Genomic DNA, 18,877 nt, shown 5'->3' with positions numbered 1-18,877 from the left:
TACTTCGCTAGGCACCTTCCCTTTTCCTTTTTCAGGAAAGTGTTTTTTCGACAGAAAAAGTTGGGAAAAAAATTTGTGATCGTGCGCCTGACAACACAGCGGTTTCTTCACTGCCCAGCTATAAAAGAGCGGATTTTCCAGGACCTGAATGAGGGGAATCCTTGTCAGGCTGAAAAATAAGCGGAGGAATTCCCCCTAATTTGAAAAAACTCTCAAAAGTGGCTCAAATAGAGGGAGAAATTCCGGCTATCAACTCAAAAAACAGGAAAATGGGCAGTTTCGCTCCTCTTAAGCGGAAATTTTCCGCTTATTTACACCGAACCGGGCCATGTTCAGCAGCGTAACGGGAAAATCTCCGCTTATTTTAAGGCTTGCCGGCCATTCAAATGAAGATGCGATACCCAAAAATATTTACGAAAAGAGAAAAGAGCCTCCCCGCCAAGGAAGGCTCCACTTATCATTCTTTTGTAAAATCGATCGTGCTCCTGACCGTGTCGATCGGACGGACAAGCTTTTCGATCTGCTCGCGCTTGTTTTCAAGGAATGGCGGCAATGACAGCTTTTCGCCCAGTGTTTCATATGGCTCGTCGCCCATGAAGCCTGGTCCGTCTGTGGCAAATTCGAACAGAATCTGCGGTGCCACCCGTGCATAAAGGGACTGGAAGAAGAAGCGGTCCACAAAGCCGGACGTCTGGAAACCGAATTGCGGAAGGCGCTCGGTCCATTCATCCAGTACAGCCCGGTCCTCCACACGGAACGCGGCGTGGTGGACGGTGCCGAAGCCCTGCATGGCCTGCGGCAGGACAGCATTATGCTCCACCACGACCTGGGCGCCGTTTCCGCCTTCTCCGATCTCAAACAGATGGAAGGCGCCCTCCTGTCCGATTTCCTTGAAAAGAAGGACTTTTTCCATCATCTCTTTGAAATAATCGAAGTTTGCGATGCGGACAAAAATCGGCCCGAGACCGGTGATTGCATGCTCCAATGGAATCGGCCCCTTCTGCCAAGGCGTGCCGGAAGCGACACCGGTATTATGTTCATCAGAAATCAATTGATATTGCTGGTCATCAAAGTCTGCGAATGACAAAGTCTTTTTCCCAAATTGCTCTTTGATTCCTGTGTGCTTCACATCAAGGCGGTCAAAGCGCTCTACCCAGTAATTCAGTGCCGCGTCATTCGGCACCCGGAAGGATGTTTTGGAGATTTCGTTTGTGCCGTGCCTTCCTTTAGGAATCCCGGGAAAATCAAAGAATGTCATATCTGTTCCCGGGCTGCCTTTGTCGTCGGCAAAAAACAGATGGTAGGTCTGGATATCGTCCTGGTTGACTGTTTTCTTGACCAGGCGCATCCCAAGGACAAAAGTGAAAAACTCATAATTCTTTTCCGCGCTGCTTGTGATCGCAGTGACATGGTGTATGCCTTTTAAATGGTTCATGATGTTGGACCTCCGTAATTAAGACTTTTTTATCTATACCCGCTAAAGGGTTCAATTTATCTCGAATTCAAGATAATTTAATTATAAAACACTGCCCGTTCTGTATGCAAGGAATGTCTCTTCCTATAGAAAAAGCACCGGCTGCAAGAGCCGGCGCAAGATTAACGCGGTCGTTCTGATGCCATGAACCCGAAGGAAATATGGTCCTGGACAGGAATCCAGGCGCCGATTCCCTGGGAGGTGACATTCTTGATGACGAGGAATCTTTTGCTTCCCTTCAGCATCAGGTATACCTCACCGTAAGTGACTTTTCCCTTCTCATTGACGGCAGGTGCATATCCGTATAAATAGCCAAGCCGTTTTGGCGGGATATTGTAGACCTGATCCTTTTTCGTCCCGGCCCCGATCACGGTTTCAAAAGCGAGCGGCAGCTTCGATTTTTCCATCGCCTTCAGGAGCATCATATTCTGGACATCCTGGGCCTTCGGAATTTTGGCTGTCAGTGCGCCCCTCACGACCTTCTGGGCTTCCTGGACATAGTGGATCTGATAAGGCGCTTTGCCGCCTCTGTTATCAAAATAATTCGTGTTGATTTTCTGGTATTCCCAGTTTGGCGCCGTTTCTGTGCTTTCGTAATTGAGCGGCCACTGCCCAAGATAGACGATGGCCCTGTAGCCGAATGCAAACGGCGTGCTATTGACAGAAGACTCATTCAGCATCCTGATCAGGTCCGGGTTTTCAATCTTAACCTTGGATGTATCAAGCAGCGACTGTGTCAGCTCGCTCGGCTGCAGTGTCGGCTGATCCTGCACCGGATTGGGATACGTATTTTCCTTTGTGATATTCAGGACTGAACTGGGAATTGGAATGCTCAGCTGCTGCTTTTGCTCGGTCTTGTCCTGCTTTTTCTCTGCTCCGGCATCGGGCAAAAAAGAAAGCATGGCAAGAAGAGTTATAATTAGAACAGATACATACTTTCTCATGATGTGGAACTCCTTTCAAATCCTTGTATCTGCTCTTAGTTTTTTCGGAGTTCCCCTGATTTATCCTAAGTGCCGGAAAATCTTTTTAGCAGCTGCTGGCAGTAAGGAAAGAATAATTGGATGAACGGCCCGATCAGGACTGCGATAACGATGGTACCTGCGCCTACTGGCCCGTGGAAAACGATGGCCAAAAGCAGCGCTCCAGCTTCCCCGATCGTTTTCGCCATCATCAGACTCACCCCGAACCGCTCTTTGATGGCCATCATAAAATGGTCGATCGGATTGAGGGGAAACTCTGCCTGCAGGTAAAGAGCTGCACCCAATCCGATGAGTGCCAGGCCCATGATCAGCGCGGCGATTTGAAAATAGATAGTCAGTATGTACACACCGGAAAAGACCCGCAATATCCAAAAGTCGACCATAAAGCCGATCAGGCATACGGTCAATAGCGCCAGATAATCCGGCTTGGCTTTTAAAAGCCAGGCATTGACCATCATCAGGATGATGCCGATAATGATGACCCAGCTCCCGATCGTGAGCCCGGCTGTCCTGGCAAGGCCTGCATTCAGCGCATCCCAGGGGCCCGCCCCGAGATTAGATAGGATCGCAATGCAGATGCCCAATGTCAGAATGACCAGGCCCGCCACATAAAAAATAACCCTCACAAGCAGTTTCATATTCACTCCCCCAACTGTTACACAATTGTAAAAATCTGAATATTTACATTTTTATAAAAATAATTTATACTTACCTTAACAACAGCAAAGGAGGGCTGAAGGAATCGCTTCTATCACAGCAAAAGGAGGCTAAACACTCATTATTATCCATTTGTTCATGAAGAGCTTGTCCAACAAGACATGAAAGCGGGTGATAGATGCAGGTAGAGTCAAGCGATGATTTCTGTCTTTTACAACATATTCGTCCAAAAGGATACTTATGATAGAAAAAGCACCGCCAATAGAAAGCACAAAAAAGGCTCTGCACAATGCAGAGCCTTCTCTTGCTGCCTTTATAACAGATAAAAACCGATGCCCACAATAATATAGGCTGCGAGGAGCGTCGCCCCTTCAAACCAGTTCGTTTCCCCGTCATTGGAGATGACGACCATGAGAAGCACGGCGGTGACCATCGTGATCAGCTCCGGCAATGTAAAGACGAGCGGCATCGATGTTGGGAAAAACAGTGACGCAATCACCAGCACCGGTGCAACGAACATCGCTACCTGCAGGGTTGAGCCGATGGCAATTTCAACAGCAATGTCCATCTTGTTCTTGAACGCCATGATGATGGCGGAAGCATGCTCAGCCGCATTTCCGACAATCGCCACGATGACAACCCCGATAAAGAGCTCTGACCAGCCAAATGTCTCGCCGACCGCTTCAAAGGTGTGGACAAGGTTTTCCGATACATAGGCCACCGCTACAGTCGCAATGGCCAGTATCGCGATCGCCTTGCCTTTGCTCCATTCCGGCTCTTCTTCATGATGAGCTTGAGCTGCTGCCCCTTCTTCACCAGCCGGCTGGTAGACCCCGCGGTGTGTGACAAGCTTGAAGAGCAGCGCTGCCAGGTATAAAGCAATCAGAATAACAGAAATCCCGATGCTGAACGTCATCCGCTCTCCTTCTCCCATTGTCATGGAAAATACTTCGGGAATGACGAACGCAACGACAACAGCAAACATCAGCAGGCCTGAATTATGCCTGGCATCATACACATTGAATTTCTGGCGCTTATATTTGACCCCGCCGATAAAAAAGCTGAGTCCCGCGACCAGCAGCAGATTCCCAAGCACTGACCCCGTGAGTGACGCCAGGACGACCTCAACAAGCCCTTCTCTCAGCGCAAAAATCGAAATGATCAGCTCGACCGCATTCCCGAAGGTCGCGTTCAATAGTCCGCCGATCCTTGGCCCGGCCACAATCGCCAGGCTTTCTGTCGCCCTGCCCATATAGCTTGCAAGGGCAATGATGGTTAAGCAATAGATAATAAAAAGTGCAACACTCGGCCAGCCCAGAAGCGTCCCGATGACAGACAATGGCACACCCGCAAAGGTGAGCACCATAAAAATCTTATTGACCATTCTTCCGATCCCCACCTTTCTATTTTTTGAAGCCGCGTAAAAAACTCCTTATGTACAGGTTTTCCTGACCGGGGATAAATATCCCGGCGCGGCCCTTCACCATATATACCCGCTTTTACAAATTGCATTCCTGATGTTTTTTCGCTCGGATAATACAAGAGGAAAAATGACAGATTATAAAGGGAAGAAAATTGTAAGGAGTGAAATGACAATGGCAGACACAAAGCAGAAGGTGCTTGATATGTTCGAGAAATACAGCATCGGCACACTGGCATCCATCCGGAATGACAGGCCGTACAGCCGCTTTATGCTGTTTTTCCATGATGATTTGATTCTTTTTGCCGCTACCGACAAAGATGCCCATAAAGTAGAAGACATCGAGAAAAATCCAAATGTCCATATTCTGCTGGGGGTGGAGCAGGGCGGATATGACGGGCCGTACTGTGAAATTGAAGCGAAAGCCTCATTCGAGGACTCCGGCGAGCTGAAGGAGAAATTCTGGAGCGAAAAGCTGAAGGACTGGCTCTCCGGCCCTGACGATCCGGATTATCTGCTCCTGAAAATGGAGCCATCGCTGATCCGCTATTTTGAAAAAGCGGGCGCGGAGCCTGAGGAATTGTCACTATAGAAGAAAGGGGCGGACCCGTCTATGGATCCGCCCCCCTGCTTTTCTTATGCTTGCACCAATGTGAATGTTTCTTCGATTTCAATGCTGTCCTTGACAGACTGAACCATACTGCAGTTCTTGCGCGTCAGCTCCATGGCCTTCTGGATCTTTTCCTCTTTCAGCCCTTTTCCAGTGATCGTAAAATGGACCGAAATCTTCGATACCCGGTTAGCTTCCTCTTCCACTCTCTCTGCCTCTGCATTGATTTTGATATCCTCCACATCGATCCTCTGCTTCTCCAGAATCTTGCGGAGCACGCCGCCGCTGCAGACTGCCACTGAGGAAACAAGCAGCTGATAAGGCCTGAAGCCGTACGCTTCATCACCGGCTACATCCAGCTTGCCATAGCTCGTTTCCGTGAAAAAGCCGACATCCTTCATTGTAAATTCCATCGTTTCCACTCCCTCTTTTCTGCTGTATGCAGTGATTATACTACTATTTCTGCCATAGCTATGAACAATACGCTCTTTTTTCCTTGCAAAGCCGATGGGGAGCCGTTACCATCAATTTGGAAAGAATTTTTAGAAATTGAGGCCAACAACATGAATAAAGAAAATATGCGTTTCTGGATTTTAATCAGCATTGTGGCAATCTCAGGGTTCAGCCAGGGCATGCTGCTTCCCCTGATTGCGATTATATTTGAAAATGACGGGCTGTCTTCAAGCATGAACGGCCTGAATGCGACCGGCCTTTATGTCGGCATCCTGCTCGTTTCCCCTTTTATGGAGCAGCCCCTCCGGAAGTACGGCTACAAGCCGGTCATCATTTTTGGCGGACTGCTTGTCATCGTCTCGCTCGTGCTGTTCCCATTATGGAAATCATTCTGGTTCTGGTTCGTGCTCAGGCTCCTGATCGGAATCGGCGACCATGCCCTCCACTTCGGGACGCAGACCTGGATCACCAGCTTCTCGCCGGAACATAAGCGCGGCCGGAATATTTCCCTGTACGGACTGTTCTTCGGTGTCGGCTTTGCGGTAGGCCCGCTGATGGCGCCGCTCGTCAATGTGCATGAAACCCTGCCGTTCATCCTGTCATCTGTACTCTGCCTCGTGGCATGGGTATTCCTGTTCCTTTTGAAAAATGATTATCCGGAGCAGACCATTGAAGTCAATTCGATGAAAAATACAGTGAAGCGCTTCTCGTCTGCCTTTAAATATGCGTGGGTCGCCTTCCTGCCGCCGCTCGGCTACGGGTTCCTTGAGTCTTCCCTGAACGGCAGCTTTCCGGTCTACGGCCTGCGCATCGGGCTTGAGGTGAGCAGCGTTTCGGTCCTCTTGACCGCTTTTGCAATCGGCGGCATCGTCTTCCAGCTTCCGCTTGGGATCTTGAGCGATAAATGGGGCAGGCAGCGGATATTGACCATCATCCTTCTGTCAGGCTCTATCTTCTTTTTCCTGGCGAGCTTCCTGGAAGGAGCTGTCTGGGCACTGACTATCACGCTTTTCCTTGCCGGAATGGCAGTCGGCTCCACTTTTTCACTCGGGATCAGCTATATGACCGACCTGATGCCAAAGGATCTGCTGCCGACCGGCAATCTGCTCTGCGGCATCGCCTTCAGCCTGGGGAGCCTGGCTGGCCCTTATCTGGGCGGGATCTTCATTCAATTTTTCAAGAATATCTCGTTCTTCAATATTATCAGCATCATGCTGCTCGTGATTTTCCTGGCTGTTCTGACAAACCGCGGAGCGGGGCAGAGGGCCGAACAGCATTCGCTGAGTCAATGAGGTTTGCCTTCCGGCGGGCTGGGTAAAAAAGAAATATAGGCCATTTTTATTTTTTCCCCCTAACCCCCTTTCTAAATAAAAATGACTATGATATGATAACGATACTAATCTAGAAACCTATGCGAAAATGCTGTCCCCAAAAGAGGTAGAATCCTCCGGCGGGGGCAGCTTTCGTCGTTTTATAGGGGTATTGATGTTGATTATTCTTCTCAATGAGAAACCGATAACCCAGGAGGGAATTCCAATGACGACAGAAGCCAAAGCACTATTAGAACTGAAGCAAGAACAGGAAGGCCTGCTCCAAAAAATACTCCCTCACGCCGAGCTGATCGCCGCCATCCTGAGCGGGGTCCTTATCCTTGCCGGCTGGCTGCTTGCGCGGAATGATATGGGGGCCGCCTCCATCACCGCCTATCTGCTCGCCTTTGTGATCGGCGGCTTTGCGAAAGCCAAGGAAGGCATCGAAGAAACAATTGAAAACAAAGAATTGAATGTGGAAATGCTGATGATTTTCGCCGCCATCGGCTCGGCCATCATCGGCTACTGGACGGAAGGCGCCATCCTGATCTTCATTTTCGCCGTCAGCGGCGCACTGGAAACGTACACGATGAACAAAAGCAATAAAGAGATATCATCGCTGATGGAGCTGCAGCCTGAGGAAGCCCTGCTTTTAACAGATGGCGGAGAACAGCGTGTGCATGTCTCCGAGCTGAGCATTGGGGACCAGATCCTCGTGAAGCCGGGTGAGCGTGTCCCGTCTGATGGAAAAATCCTGAAGGGCACGACAACTTTGGATGAGGCTGCCATCACCGGGGAATCCATCCCCGTCAGCAAATCGAATGCCGATGAAGTTTTCGCAGGAACGGTGAATCTGAACGGCTCGATTACAGTCGAGATCACAAAGCCTGCCAGCGACACCCTCTTCCAAAAGATCATCCAGCTTGTCCAGACCGCACAGAGCGAAAAGTCGCCATCACAGCTTTTTATTGAAAAATTTGAAGGCACTTATGTAAAAGTGGTGCTTGCTGCAGTTGCTGCCATGATGGTCCTGCCCCATTATCTGCTGGGCTGGAGCTGGACGGAGACCTTTTACCGGGCGATGATCCTGCTCGTTGTCGCCAGTCCGTGCGCCCTTGTCGCAAGCATCATGCCGGCCACATTATCGGCCATCTCAAACGGCGCACGCCGCGGGATCCTGTTCAAAGGCGGGGTCCATCTGGAGAATCTCGGCCATCTGAAGGCGATAGCTTTTGATAAAACCGGCACCCTGACGAAGGGCCGTCCTGAAGTGACTGATTATCTGGTCGGCGAGGATATGGAGGAAGAAGAAATCCTCTTGGCGGCAGCATCGATTGAAAGCCACTCCAATCACCCGCTTGCAGGGGCCATTGTTAAGTACGCCAAAACTGAACTGAAGCAGCCGCTTGTGAGCCCGGAAAGCATTGAAGATATCTCCGGGTTTGGCGTCAAGGCGATGCTGCAGGATGAAGAATGGAAGATCGGCAAAGCTGATTTCATCGGCCGTGAAGAAGCGGAGAGGTTTGCTGATGGAGCAGCGCTTTCTCTGGCCGGAGAAGGCAAGACGATTGTTTTTATTAAAAAAGGTCCACGTATCGCCGGACTGCTTGCACTGAAGGATGTTGTCCGCGAGGAAACGAAGGCAGCGATCAGCACCCTGAACGCTCAGGGCATCTACACAGTGATGCTGACCGGCGACAGCGAAAAGACCGCCCAGGCGATTGCCGCGGAAAGCACGGTCGATGAATATATCGCCGAGTGCCTGCCGGCCAATAAAGTTGAGCATTTGAAGGACTTGAAAAACCGCTACGAAAATGTGGCCATGGTCGGCGACGGCATCAATGACGCCCCGGCCCTCGCCGCTGCCAATGTCGGGATTGCCATGGGCGAAGGAACAGACGTTGCGCTGGAAACAGCAGATGTAGTCCTGATGAAAAATGAGCTTCCGAAGATTGCTGAAGCCATCACCCTCTCTCAGCGGATGAACAAAATCATCAAGCAGAATGTGATTTTTTCCATCACGGTCATCATGCTTCTGATCGCGTCGAACTTCCTGCAGATCCTTGATTTGCCGTTCGGTGTCATTGGGCATGAAGGCAGCACCATTCTGGTCATTCTGAACAGCTTGAGATTGTTGAAGTCATAGGAAAAAACGCTCGGGGATGGTGCCCGGGCGTTTTTTCTATTGCTCCAGCACTTTCCGGTCATCCGCATCAGGCGGCTGCTCGATCCAATTCTTCTCGATCATCAGCTTGCCGAAGCTTCCATACACAAGCAGATCATCCAATATCGCTTTCTCGGCAAGCACGGCGATATCCGCCCTCATACAGGCAACCGCAGCTGCGCCGTAATACGAGATCGCCGCCGCAAAGAAAAAGCCGGAATGAAACAGCATCAGCTTTTCCGAAAAAGGAGCAGTCGTCGAGTTCGTGATCTCCGACTCGAATGGCCTTGGCGAATGGAGTCCTTCTTTTAAAAGCATAGAAGCAAAGCTTGCGATATGCTTGTTTTTATTATTGATGCATTTATCCAGGAACCTTTGCACATCACTATCCCGGGAAACCTGCTTGAACGCAATAAAGCTGCTTTTCGCGATATAGCTTTTCTGCAGATTGAAAAAAATATTGCCCGCCTCGATGGTATTGATTTTCCGCTTTTTCCCGAACACATCGGTGACATATTTAAAGTCCGGGACAAACACCGGTTTTTCGGGCGTTGCGTAAAGCGGCGGTTTTTCGAGCAGATTTTTCTCGGACAGAAGCTCGATCGCTTTGTTGTAGAGATCGTGCGTATCCTGATTGCACCGGCCGTAAAAATCGCAGACGTCCTTCCGGATGGACACGCTTGAAGCCAGGCCATACGCCTGCATCCCGTGCATCGTCATTGTGTGCATGTATAAGAGGCAGTAGGCGTCTGTGAACAGTGCTGGTGCATCCATATTCACATCTTCCTTCGAAAACCCCTTGGGGATTGGGAACTTCTCTTTTTTGAAAAGCTCAGTGAGCGAATCGATATGCTGAAATGACAGATCGAGCGCGTATTGAAGAAAATCGTATATCTCCTTATCTTTTATGCTCTTCAGCATATATTTCGTAATGCAGACCGCCATCGTTTCGCGGATATAATGAGTCCATATATTTGATATTTCTGATGAAGTCAGCCTTTCCTGCTGCATGTAGAACACCTCCGGGACTTAGTTTTAGCTATTTTGGGGGAGATTAACCGGGGGTTGGGGTGTGGAGGTATTTTGTGCGGTGTGAGGGTGTGATATTTGGGTTATTAGCAACTTTTGGGTTTTATTAGCAAGTTTTCTGGTTTATTAGCAACTTTTTCCTTTTATTAGCAACTTTTCATTTTTATTAGCAACTCTCCCGTTTTATTAGCAACTCCCGCTCGACCACCGCCTCGGCAGCTTCACTAATCCCCCGCCAAACCCAAAAAAAGAACGCCCCCCAAAGGGCGTCCTCACTATTAATGATAACCATTCGATTTATTAGCAGATCCCGATGTTTTATGCTTCGGGCTGTCTTTGCCTTTTTGCTTGGTTTTGCCTTTTCCCATGTGCTTCCCCTCCTGATGATGGTGGTGTGTTCCCCTTTAATAGTGTGAACATCACTCCTGCTTTCTAAGAAGGCAATATCAGGGGGTGTATCCTAGCAATCCCCATTCTTCCGCTTGCTGACATAGGCGTTGACCTCGCCGCCAAGGATGATGATGACGCCGGTCAGATAGAACCAGACCATCAGGACAATGATGGCGCCGATGCTTCCGTAGGCCGCGGTATAATTGGCAAAGTTGCCAACATAATAGGAGAAAGCGAGTGAAGCAAGGATCCAGCCGGCGGTGGCAAAAATGGCACCGGGCAGCGCGCTGATGCATTTCATTTTCACATTGGGGGCAATCCAGTAGAGCACAAGAAAAACAATGAACAGGATAACGATACTGACAAGCCAGCGCAGGGCGTTCCAGGCAGAGAGGAATTCGGATGACAAATCAAAAGCGGAAAACAGGAAAACGCCGATCTGCTTCCCGAACACCGGCAGCAGAAGGGCCACGACAAATACAAAAATCATGGCGAACGTCAATAAAATCGCCATGCCGCGCGCCACGATCAGCGGGCGGCTTTCTTTGACCTCATAAGCCAGATTGAAGGCTTTTACGATCGCATGAATTCCATTGGATGCCGACCAGATGGTCCCGATGATCCCAACAGACAGAAGCGTTCCGCTCCGGTCTGCGATCTGGTTAAGGTTCGACTCAATCAGCGCCATCGTATCGCCTGGCGCATAATCCCTGATGAAGCCGAGGATATCCACCTGGCTGACGGGCAGATAGGTGATGAGAGTGACGAGGAAGATGAGGAGCGGAAAAAGGGAGAGCAGAAAAAAATAGGCCAGCTGGGCTGCGAGGCCAAAGATATCGTCTTCGTGGATTTTTTTCCATACATACGGAATTCCCGGCCTCATTGCAGCCCCTCCTCTGCTCATTCTTCTTCTGTACTGATAGCTGAAGTCTTCTTTAATGGCTCATCCTCGGCTAAAGGAGCTTTCTTGCTTTCTTTTGAAAAAGCGGAGCGTGTTTCCTGGACAATATCCACCACCTGGGGAGTCACTTCCCTCAACTCCTCGACTTTTTCCGTGATAAAAGCAACATCTTCCGTTACCTGTTCAATGGTCGTGCGGATCGAGCTGGCCGTCTGTTTGACCGACTCGGCTGCTTTCGAAGGATTTTTTATGTAATAGGCTGCACTCCCCGCTGTTTTGCGGCTTGTCTCCAGAACGGCCCGGCGTGTTTCTTTATCAAATAGTGACAATGCACCGCCTGCAATCGCACCTAGCAGCATTCCCTGCAGTAATTTCGTTTTCCCCATGCTTATCCCTCTTTCCATTTTTACTTTATAAATGATAAATTATGCTTATTTCTTTCAGGAGGCTTTCGCAGCTTTCCTTCAGGAGGCTGTAGACTTCCTCGAAGTTGCCGGTATAATACGGGTCCGGCACGTCTTTATCCCTGCGGTCGCTGTAGTCGAGGAGCCTGACTACCCTGGCATCAGGATTGCCTTTTTTAAGGCTCAGAATATCTGCCTGGTTTTGGCTGTCCATCGCCACGATCCACTGGAATTCATCCAGGTCGGATGCTTTAATCTGCCGGGCGGCCAATCCTGCAGCATCCACCTTGTATTTCTCAAGGATTTTCCTGGTTCCTTCATGGGGCGGCTTGCCGATATGCCAGTCACCTGTCCCGGCAGAATCGACCTCGATGGCTCCTTCCAGACCTTCCTTTTTAACCTGGTCCCTGAACAGGGCTTCTGCCATCGGCGAGCGGCAGATATTGCCGAGGCACACAAACAAAACGCGAATCACAATCACATTCCCCCTTAGCTACATTTTCTTCTATTTCACTGCTTTCATGCAACTATAAGCAGGAAGGCCGCTCCATAATTTCATTGACATTCCGCTCTTATCATGGAAAGATGAAGAGTAAAGGACAGGAACTCCCTGTCGATATCGTGATGAGAGGATGACACCCCCATGAACTTATCGGAAAAATCAACTGCAAATGTCGAATATATGATTGAACAGATCAAAGAAAAGCTGAAGGTCCTGAACCTCGGTGCCATTAAACCGTCCCATTTTGACGAGGAAATGTACACAGAGCTGAAGGAAATCTACGATCTTGTCATGAAAAAAGATTCTTTCAGCCCCAATGAAATGCAGGCGCTTGTAGAAGAGCTCGGCAACTTGAGGAAAATGTAAGTGAAAGCAGCAGGCCTATGGGGTCTGCTTTTGTTTTTATAAAAGTGGTGCCTGACACCACTAAAGGAGGATTCCCATGCTCATCCATAAAGACCAAAACACAGCGATTTTTCAGAGCAGCCTGTTTAAGACCAATTCTGCCGTCATTCAAACGGAGGATCTGGTCCTCGTCATCGATCCATGCTGGCTTCCCCATGAAATTGAAGAAATCCGCTCCTATGTGTACCGCTCAGCAGGAAGCCGCCCGATGTTTGTACTGTACACCCATTCTGACTATGACCATATTATCGGCCACGGCGCTTTCCCTGATGCAACCATCATCGCAAGCAAAGCCTTGAACGAAAAGGACGGGCAGGAAAGGGAAAAAATAATCGAGCAGATCCTCTCATTTGATGATTCTTATTATATCGACCGGGACTATACACCTTCTTATCCGGCCGCTGACATCGTCATTTCACAGGACGGGCAGGCACTGGCTGTCGGCGGGACAGAGCTTAAATTTTTCCTGACGCCCGGCCATACTGACTGCGGGATTGCCTGCATCATCCCGTCGCTGGACCTGCTGATCGCAGGAGACTATCTCTGTGATACAGAATTCCCTTATGTTTATTTTTCCAGCACCGATTATCTGCTCACTTTGGAAAAATTCGCGGACAGCCTCGCAGACCACAGCTTCCGGCTCATGATGACCGGGCACGGACTGCCGGCCTACAGCAATGAGGAGATTTCATCCCGCATCCACTCCTCTGCCGGTTATCTTGCAAAACTGAAGGAATATGTGGCTGAAGGTAAAGAAGCTGAAAGCTATGTACTCTTTGAGGAATATAAGTATCCCCGCATCATGAAGGATTTCCATGAGGGCAATATTGAACTGATGAAAAAAGAATTCGGTAACTGATTGCGTGGCATATGCCGGGCTTTTTTCTGTGGATAAGCCATTTTCCGATAAAAATCACCCTGTGGATAAGCGTGATTTTTCAGAAAGATATACACTTTTGTGGATAGTTTGACTGTTTTATGGGGATAAGCCTCTTTATAGTAACCTTCCATTCACTTTTCCATATTTATATACTACACTGCGCGCGCGATTATATCTGGATAAAGAAGAATGGAAAGGATGCACAATGACAGACACTCGAACACCATATCATTGTCCTTTTTGCAGTCAAAGCTTTGACTCTTTTATTCCGTGGCCGGACAAATATGACTTTCCCAGCCATATCTATGAAATGTGGAACAAAGCAACCGCCATTTGCCCGCACTGCCACTCCATTGACCGTGAACGGCTCTACAGGCTTTTCATCGAAAGGGAAACCAATCTGCTGAAAAAGAAGCAGAAATTATTGCATATTGCTCCCGAAATAAACTTAAGGAAATGGATCAGCAAGGAACCTGCGGTCGATTATCTGGCGGGGGACCTGATGCCGAAGGATGCAGAAACCGTCAAAATGGACATCCGGGCCATCCCTTGTCCTGAGGGCAGCTTCGATGTGATTCTGTGCAGCCATGTGCTGGAGCATATACTTGAAGATCAAGCTGCCATGGACGAGATTTACCGGGTGCTGAAGCCCGGTGGCTGGAGCATTCTGCAGGTACCCATCAGCCTGAATCTGAAGAAAAGCCTTGAGAATCCCTTGATCACCTCTCCCGCGGATAAGCTGAGGTATTTTGGCCAGAGTGACCATGTCAGGCTCTACAGCAAGGAAGATTTTACGGGCAGGCTTGAAGCTGCAGGCTTTTTACTGGAACAGTATGATTTTGCTGAGCATCACGGCCTCGAGGAAGCAAGAAAGTATGGATTATCGGCAGGCGATACACTGTATATCGGAAGGAAAAAGGCCCTGTGAGTACTCACAGGGCCACGCTTTTTAGAAAAAAAGACTGATCCGAAGACCTGCCCTTCCTTCTATTCCTGATCTGTTAAAATCAATGTGCCTTCTTTTGTAACCGCAATAGTATGCTCATACTGCGCAGAGAATTTGCCGTCTGCCGTCCTCGCTGTCCAGCCGTTATTGTCCATTTTCGTGTCATACACGCCGACATTGACCATCGGCTCGATGGTGAAAACCATCCCTTCCTTGATGCGCGGCCCTTTTCCAGCAAGGCCAAAGTGCGGCACATCCGGCTTTTCATGAATCACATTGCCGATTCCGTGCCCAATGAAATTGCGGACAACAGAGAAGCCCTCACCCTCGACATAGGTTTGGATGGCGTGGCCGATATCCCCGATCCGCTTGCCAGGCACAGCCTGCTCGATCCCTTTATAGAGGGCTTCCTTTGTGACCTCCAGCAACTTGCGGTGCTTCTCGGACAGATTGCCGACCGCATAGGTCCAGGCAGAATCTGCGAGCGCCCCGTTATATCTTACAACCATATCAATCGTGACGATATCGCCGTCCTTCAATTCTTCCCTGCGCGGGAAACCGTGGCAGATTTCATCATTGATGCTGGCACAGGTCGCATATTTATAGCCTTTGTAGCCTTTCTGCTCCGGAGTCGCATCATGCTCCTTGAGGAATCCCTCCACAAACTCATCGATTTCCCAAGTGGTCACACCCGGCTTGATTCTCTTCGCAATCTCTTTATGGCACGAGGCGAGAATTTCGCCCGCTTTTTTCATCGCTTCAATCTCACGCGCTGATTTCAATACAATCATCATTTTACCTGCCTTCCCCGCTCATTTATGTAAAACTGTATATGGTTCAGATAGCAAAAAAGTCCCTTTCTCTATCTTATCGCGACAAAGGAAGAATTTCAAAGGAATGGCGCCTGATGCCTTTTACCACTATATGATTGGAGGGCTGGGTGTGCCACAAAACAGGAAATGGCCATTCTCCCTGGATTTAGGATTATTCTGCCTGGAATTTAATTTTTTCTCCCCGGATTGCGGTTTTTTCACCCCACTTTAAGCAGGATTCACCCCAAAAACAGCGATAATCCCCCCATTACAAAAATACCCACTTACCATCAAAAAAAGAACGGTCACCATAATGTAACCGCCCCGCCCCCTTCTATTTTGAGTGTGTTTAATCGGGATTTTCAGCTGGGAAAAAAGCCATTCTCTCTACATTTTAAATTATTACTCCCAAAATCTGATTTTTTCTCCCCAGACTGCGGTTTTTTCACCCCACTTTAAGCAGGATTCACCCCAAAAACAGCAATAATTTTTCCACTTTACAAAAATACCCATATCCAAGTGCAAAAAAAGAGCGGGCCACGCTCAACCAAGCGCCCCCGCTCCTGCTCCATTTTATTTCGAAAGTACATTCAATGACTCTTTAATGAACGCCGGGATGTCATCCGGGTTACGGCTTGTTACCAGCTGGTTCTGGCATACGACAACTTCCTGGTCCTTGAAGTTGACGCCGGCGTTTTCCATGTCGACGCGGATGGATTTGAAGCCTGTCGCATCTCTTCCATCAAGCGTTTTTGCTGTGATGAGCAGCTGCGGTCCGTGGCAGATTGCCAATACAGGCTTCATGTCGTCCATGAAGGATTTTGTAAACTGGACAAAACGGTCATCGGCACGAAGCTGGTCAGGAGAAAATCCGCCTGGCAGGAATAGTGCATCAAAGTCGGAAGGATTTACATCATCGATCCCTTTATCAATCTGCACGGTTGCGTCTCCCTGCTTGCCTTTGACAGATTTGCCTGCTTCCTTCTCGATTGCCGTAATTTCATGTCCCGCTTCTTTGAAAGCTTTCGCAGGATCTGTATACTCTACGTCTTCAAACATTTCGGTAATTAAGCATGCGATTTTAGCCAATTCGGTCATCTCCTTTAAATTTGATCACATTAATGAGATTTCCCTCCCTGGGCAGTGATAAAACCTTGTTTTACAGTACAACTTCTTCTTCCCGCGGGACAAAGCGGTGAAAGACGTTTTTCTTATTGCTTTTATAGATTTCTTTTTCAGCAAGGGTGTTGATGATCCGCCTGTTCCTGTCGACTGACAAGCCGAGATGGGTGGCAGCGGCCCCGTGGGAATGCTCAATATTGGTCAGGGTGAAGATCCTGTTTGTGCGCTTCTTTTTAAAAAGGATTTCATATGAGAGAGACACTTTGAATTCGCGCTCTGCCTCCCAGATGATTTCGTCAGCATAGCGGCTGAGCAGCCAGTCCGGCAGATGCGGCCGATAACCCGTCGCCAGGACCACTTTGTCAGAATCCAGTTTAAAAGGTGTTTCTGCCTGTTTCTGCTGGAGCTGAAGCGCGAAGCCGGATGATGTGCGCTCCATCCCCTGAAGCTCCGCGTGCGGCTGAATCCTCGCTAGGCTGGACTCGCCGCCGATTGTCTGGTGATAAAGCTCTTTGTAGATAAGATCCAGCAGCCCCGGCTCAATGCCGTTGCGGAGGCCGTTCAATGTATCCAGTGACTGGATCCGCTCCTCATAAGGAAGGCTGTGAAAATAATTCACGTACTCCGGTGAAAAAAACTCCTGGCCGAGCTTTGTGCTTTCCAGCTGCAGGAATCCGGCAGAGCGGGCCAGCCAGTTGAGCTGAAAATCATGCGTTTTCTGGCATTGCAGAAGATCATAAAAGATTTCCGCAGCACTCTGCCCTGAACCGATGACACTGATGGACCCGCCCTCAACCAGCTTGTCCTTGTACTGCAGATAGCGGCTGGAGTGGATGCAATCCTCCCCCAGGAAATCCTTTATATGGCCCGGCACCAATGGTTCATTCCCTGTGCCGAGAATCAGATTATAGGCAAAATAAGTCTCTTCCTGCCCATTGTCCATATTCAGCACTGTCACCTCAAAAAAGCGCTCTCCATTCTCCTCCCTGTCCCGCACATCCGCCACTTCCATGCCGAACCTGCAATTGTCCAGGTTTGAAGCTGCCCATTGGCAGTAATGATTATATTCCTTCCTCGGGATCTCCAGCCGGTGAAAATAGGAAAACTGGGTCAGCCGGTCATGCTCGTGCAGATAATTTAAATACGTGTATGGGCTTGTCGGATCAGCCAGGGTGACCAGATCATCCAGAAACGGCACCTGCATCTCCGAGCCTTCAATCAGCATGCCGGGATGCCAGGAAAATTCCGGTGTTTTGTCAAAAAAGAGCCCCGTCAGTCCAGGGACCTTCTTCAGCATCACCGCCAGGCTTAAATTATAGGGACCAATGCCGATGCCAATCAGATTATATATGTTCATGCTATTACCCCTTCTCAAGGATTTTTCACAACAAAAAAAACTAACAGACTTTAATCTGTTAGTTTTTACCCATTTTCTTATTTTTTCAAGCCCGATCCAGCACATCCTGTCAGCCTGAAGGCATGTCCATCCGCCTGGCAAAATCGACAAATCGGAACTTGTCCGGCCGGTGGCGTGATTCAGTATATTGGAAAAGGGATGCATCATCAAAATAGATATAATTTTTCACGACGACGACGGAATGGTATCCTTCCAGGTCAAGCATCCTCCGGTCTTCCTCTGTCGGCTCCTCGACAGTGAATTCCTTTTTCGCAAAACTGATTTTCTGGTTCAGCGTGTTCTCGATATATTCAAATATTGAATTGCGGCAAATCTCTTCTGTCAGGCCGGGAACCAATTTTTCTACCAGGAAATCTTTATCAAGGATAATCCGCTCGCCCTCGATTTTCCGCACACGGCATACCTTCCATATCTTTTCCTCTCCCTTGATATGCAGCTGCCTCATCAAATCATCATCCGGGAACGCAAGTGCAAACTCCGCGACATCGGTTTCCGCCTTCTGGCCCATCTTTCCTGCCAGCTCCTTAAAGCTGACCAGACCGGAAATCGGGAACTGCAGCTTCTTCAGATCAAGCACAATCGAGCCCTTCCCGCGTATCTTCTGGATGAACCCGTTCTGCGCCAGCAGATTCAGCGCCTTCCGAATCGTTTCCCTCGATGTCTCAAACATCTCCGTCAATTCATTTTCAGACGGAAGAATGCTTCTTGCAGGATAATATCCATCCTGGATCTTTGATGCCAGCTCTTCGTATATGAGCAGATATTTATTCTTCATTATTAATCACCTATGGATAGTGTAACGTTTTTTTATGAACTTGAAAATGGCTCAAACTTTAAGTAGGTATATATTACCATTAAAATACCTAATTTCCCATTAAAGGTATATGGTACTATATAAGTGGCAAATTTTATGAAAGTAAAAGACGCAAAGCTGCGGGCCTAAGGCTTTTGCTATGGCAGCCGGGCTGCTTGCTATTTTTTTAGCATGACACCTTGCC

The 18,877-nt window shown here is 48.8% G+C and carries 19 protein-coding genes and 1 riboswitch; of the genes, 6 read left to right on the top strand and 13 right to left on the bottom strand.

Going from position 1 to position 18,877, the window contains the following annotated elements:
• Positions 1-457: 457 nt before the first annotated feature.
• The 4 genes from N288_RS03620 to cax form a co-directional block, all read right to left on the bottom strand.
• Positions 458-1,435 (bottom strand): ring-cleaving dioxygenase, encoded by a 978-nt coding sequence (locus tag N288_RS03620; RefSeq protein WP_022543389.1) that lies wholly within the window; start codon positions 1,433-1,435, stop codon positions 458-460.
• Between the two features lie 161 nt (positions 1,436-1,596).
• Positions 1,597-2,418, bottom strand: a complete 822-nt coding sequence (locus tag N288_RS03615; protein WP_022543388.1) for a YfkD famly protein — start codon at positions 2,416-2,418, stop codon at positions 1,597-1,599.
• A gap of 65 nt (positions 2,419-2,483) precedes the next feature.
• Complete coding sequence (locus tag N288_RS03610; protein ID WP_009792115.1) at positions 2,484-3,095, bottom strand: YczE/YyaS/YitT family protein; 612 nt, start codon at positions 3,093-3,095, stop codon at positions 2,484-2,486.
• Positions 3,096-3,427: 332 nt separating this feature from the next.
• On the bottom strand, positions 3,428-4,498 hold the full coding sequence (gene cax, locus N288_RS03605) for a calcium/proton exchanger (protein WP_022543387.1): 1,071 nt from the start codon (positions 4,496-4,498) through the stop codon (positions 3,428-3,430).
• Positions 4,499-4,664: 166 nt separating this feature from the next.
• On the opposite strand from cax, the gene N288_RS03600 reads away from it, so the two are divergent.
• Complete coding sequence (locus tag N288_RS03600) at positions 4,665-5,126, top strand: pyridoxamine 5'-phosphate oxidase family protein (protein WP_022543386.1); 462 nt, start codon at positions 4,665-4,667, stop codon at positions 5,124-5,126.
• A 44-nt stretch (positions 5,127-5,170) separates the two neighbouring features.
• Here N288_RS03600 and N288_RS03595 read toward each other — a convergent pair whose 3' ends face one another.
• Complete coding sequence (locus N288_RS03595) at positions 5,171-5,557, bottom strand: OsmC family protein (protein ID WP_009792118.1); 387 nt, start codon at positions 5,555-5,557, stop codon at positions 5,171-5,173.
• 150 nt (positions 5,558-5,707) lie between these two features.
• Between N288_RS03595 and N288_RS03590 the strand changes: the two genes are divergently transcribed.
• Positions 5,708-6,889 (top strand): MFS transporter, encoded by a 1,182-nt coding sequence (locus N288_RS03590; protein ID WP_022543385.1) that lies wholly within the window; start codon positions 5,708-5,710, stop codon positions 6,887-6,889.
• Between the two features lie 244 nt (positions 6,890-7,133).
• Positions 7,134-9,053: a heavy metal translocating P-type ATPase gene (locus N288_RS03585; RefSeq protein ID WP_022543384.1), complete on the top strand. Its 1,920-nt coding sequence runs from the start codon at positions 7,134-7,136 to the stop codon at positions 9,051-9,053.
• 36 nt (positions 9,054-9,089) lie between these two features.
• Here N288_RS03585 and N288_RS03580 read toward each other — a convergent pair whose 3' ends face one another.
• The 4 genes from N288_RS03580 to N288_RS03565 form a co-directional block, all read right to left on the bottom strand.
• Positions 9,090-10,082: a DUF3231 family protein gene (locus tag N288_RS03580; RefSeq protein ID WP_009792121.1), complete on the bottom strand. Its 993-nt coding sequence runs from the start codon at positions 10,080-10,082 to the stop codon at positions 9,090-9,092.
• A 478-nt stretch (positions 10,083-10,560) separates the two neighbouring features.
• On the bottom strand, positions 10,561-11,373 hold the full coding sequence (locus N288_RS03575; RefSeq protein ID WP_022543383.1) for a YihY/virulence factor BrkB family protein: 813 nt from the start codon (positions 11,371-11,373) through the stop codon (positions 10,561-10,563).
• Positions 11,374-11,390: 17 nt separating this feature from the next.
• On the bottom strand, positions 11,391-11,777 hold the full coding sequence (locus N288_RS03570; RefSeq protein WP_022543382.1) for a YtxH domain-containing protein: 387 nt from the start codon (positions 11,775-11,777) through the stop codon (positions 11,391-11,393).
• 25 nt (positions 11,778-11,802) lie between these two features.
• A complete protein-coding gene (locus N288_RS03565; protein WP_022543381.1) occupies positions 11,803-12,270 on the bottom strand; it encodes a low molecular weight protein-tyrosine-phosphatase in 468 nt (155 codons plus the stop codon).
• 168 nt (positions 12,271-12,438) lie between these two features.
• Between N288_RS03565 and N288_RS03560 the strand changes: the two genes are divergently transcribed.
• The 3 genes from N288_RS03560 (at position 12,439) to N288_RS03550 (ending at position 14,510) form a co-directional block, all read left to right on the top strand.
• A complete protein-coding gene (locus tag N288_RS03560; RefSeq protein WP_009792127.1) occupies positions 12,439-12,663 on the top strand; it encodes a DUF1128 domain-containing protein in 225 nt (74 codons plus the stop codon).
• A 76-nt stretch (positions 12,664-12,739) separates the two neighbouring features.
• Positions 12,740-13,561, top strand: a complete 822-nt coding sequence (locus tag N288_RS03555; RefSeq protein WP_009792128.1) for an MBL fold metallo-hydrolase — start codon at positions 12,740-12,742, stop codon at positions 13,559-13,561.
• A gap of 226 nt (positions 13,562-13,787) precedes the next feature.
• The gene (locus tag N288_RS03550; RefSeq protein ID WP_022543380.1) at positions 13,788-14,510 is read left to right on the top strand and encodes a class I SAM-dependent methyltransferase; all 723 of its coding nucleotides are present in this window, start codon (positions 13,788-13,790) and stop codon (positions 14,508-14,510) included.
• 59 nt (positions 14,511-14,569) lie between these two features.
• Here the strand turns inward: N288_RS03550 and map are convergent, their stop codons facing one another.
• From map to treR, 4 genes are all read right to left on the bottom strand, one after another.
• Positions 14,570-15,319, bottom strand: a complete 750-nt coding sequence (map, locus tag N288_RS03545; RefSeq protein WP_009792130.1) for a type I methionyl aminopeptidase — start codon at positions 15,317-15,319, stop codon at positions 14,570-14,572.
• 594 nt (positions 15,320-15,913) lie between these two features.
• On the bottom strand, positions 15,914-16,438 hold the full coding sequence (locus N288_RS03540; RefSeq protein WP_009792131.1) for a type 1 glutamine amidotransferase domain-containing protein: 525 nt from the start codon (positions 16,436-16,438) through the stop codon (positions 15,914-15,916).
• A gap of 61 nt (positions 16,439-16,499) precedes the next feature.
• Complete coding sequence (locus tag N288_RS03535; protein WP_009792132.1) at positions 16,500-17,819, bottom strand: lysine N(6)-hydroxylase/L-ornithine N(5)-oxygenase family protein; 1,320 nt, start codon at positions 17,817-17,819, stop codon at positions 16,500-16,502.
• A gap of 109 nt (positions 17,820-17,928) precedes the next feature.
• Entirely contained in the window at positions 17,929-18,654 is a 726-nt protein-coding gene (gene treR / locus N288_RS03530) for a trehalose operon repressor (protein WP_009792133.1), read from the bottom strand.
• 115 nt (positions 18,655-18,769) lie between these two features.
• Positions 18,770-18,852: riboswitch (cyclic di-GMP riboswitch) on the top strand.
• Positions 18,853-18,877: the final 25 nt, after the last annotated feature.

The organism is Bacillus infantis NRRL B-14911, from assembly GCF_000473245.1.
Classification (GTDB): Bacteria; Bacillota; Bacilli; order Bacillales; family Cytobacillaceae; genus Bacillus_AB; species Bacillus_AB infantis.
Note: the sequence above shows the minus strand (reverse complement) of the source record. Positions and strands in the feature narration are given on the sequence as shown.

Excerpts from the sequence above, each read along its gene's own strand:
- N288_RS03615 (WP_022543388.1), bottom strand. The coding sequence starts at position 2,418 with ATGAGAAAGTATGTATCTGTTCTAATTATAACTCTTCTTGCCATGCTT.
- treR (WP_009792133.1), bottom strand. The coding sequence starts at position 18,654 with ATGAAGAATAAATATCTGCTCATATACGAAGAGCTGGCATCAAAGATC.
- N288_RS03580 (WP_009792121.1), bottom strand. The coding sequence starts at position 10,082 with ATGCAGCAGGAAAGGCTGACTTCATCAGAAATATCAAATATATGGACT.
- N288_RS03535 (WP_009792132.1), bottom strand. The coding sequence starts at position 17,819 with ATGAACATATATAATCTGATTGGCATCGGCATTGGTCCCTATAATTTA.
- N288_RS03575 (WP_022543383.1), bottom strand. The coding sequence starts at position 11,373 with ATGAGGCCGGGAATTCCGTATGTATGGAAAAAAATCCACGAAGACGAT.
- cax (WP_022543387.1), bottom strand. The coding sequence starts at position 4,498 with ATGGTCAATAAGATTTTTATGGTGCTCACCTTTGCGGGTGTGCCATTG.
- N288_RS03550 (WP_022543380.1), top strand. The coding sequence starts at position 13,788 with ATGACAGACACTCGAACACCATATCATTGTCCTTTTTGCAGTCAAAGC.
- N288_RS03620 (WP_022543389.1), bottom strand. The coding sequence starts at position 1,435 with ATGAACCATTTAAAAGGCATACACCATGTCACTGCGATCACAAGCAGC.
- N288_RS03560 (WP_009792127.1), top strand. The coding sequence starts at position 12,439 with ATGAACTTATCGGAAAAATCAACTGCAAATGTCGAATATATGATTGAA.
- N288_RS03600 (WP_022543386.1), top strand. The coding sequence starts at position 4,665 with ATGACAGATTATAAAGGGAAGAAAATTGTAAGGAGTGAAATGACAATG.
- N288_RS03570 (WP_022543382.1), bottom strand. The coding sequence starts at position 11,777 with ATGGGGAAAACGAAATTACTGCAGGGAATGCTGCTAGGTGCGATTGCA.
- N288_RS03590 (WP_022543385.1), top strand. The coding sequence starts at position 5,708 with ATGAATAAAGAAAATATGCGTTTCTGGATTTTAATCAGCATTGTGGCA.
- N288_RS03610 (WP_009792115.1), bottom strand. The coding sequence starts at position 3,095 with ATGAAACTGCTTGTGAGGGTTATTTTTTATGTGGCGGGCCTGGTCATT.
- N288_RS03555 (WP_009792128.1), top strand. The coding sequence starts at position 12,740 with ATGCTCATCCATAAAGACCAAAACACAGCGATTTTTCAGAGCAGCCTG.
- N288_RS03585 (WP_022543384.1), top strand. The coding sequence starts at position 7,134 with ATGACGACAGAAGCCAAAGCACTATTAGAACTGAAGCAAGAACAGGAA.
- map (WP_009792130.1), bottom strand. The coding sequence starts at position 15,319 with ATGATTGTATTGAAATCAGCGCGTGAGATTGAAGCGATGAAAAAAGCG.
- N288_RS03540 (WP_009792131.1), bottom strand. The coding sequence starts at position 16,438 with ATGACCGAATTGGCTAAAATCGCATGCTTAATTACCGAAATGTTTGAA.
- N288_RS03595 (WP_009792118.1), bottom strand. The coding sequence starts at position 5,557 with ATGGAATTTACAATGAAGGATGTCGGCTTTTTCACGGAAACGAGCTAT.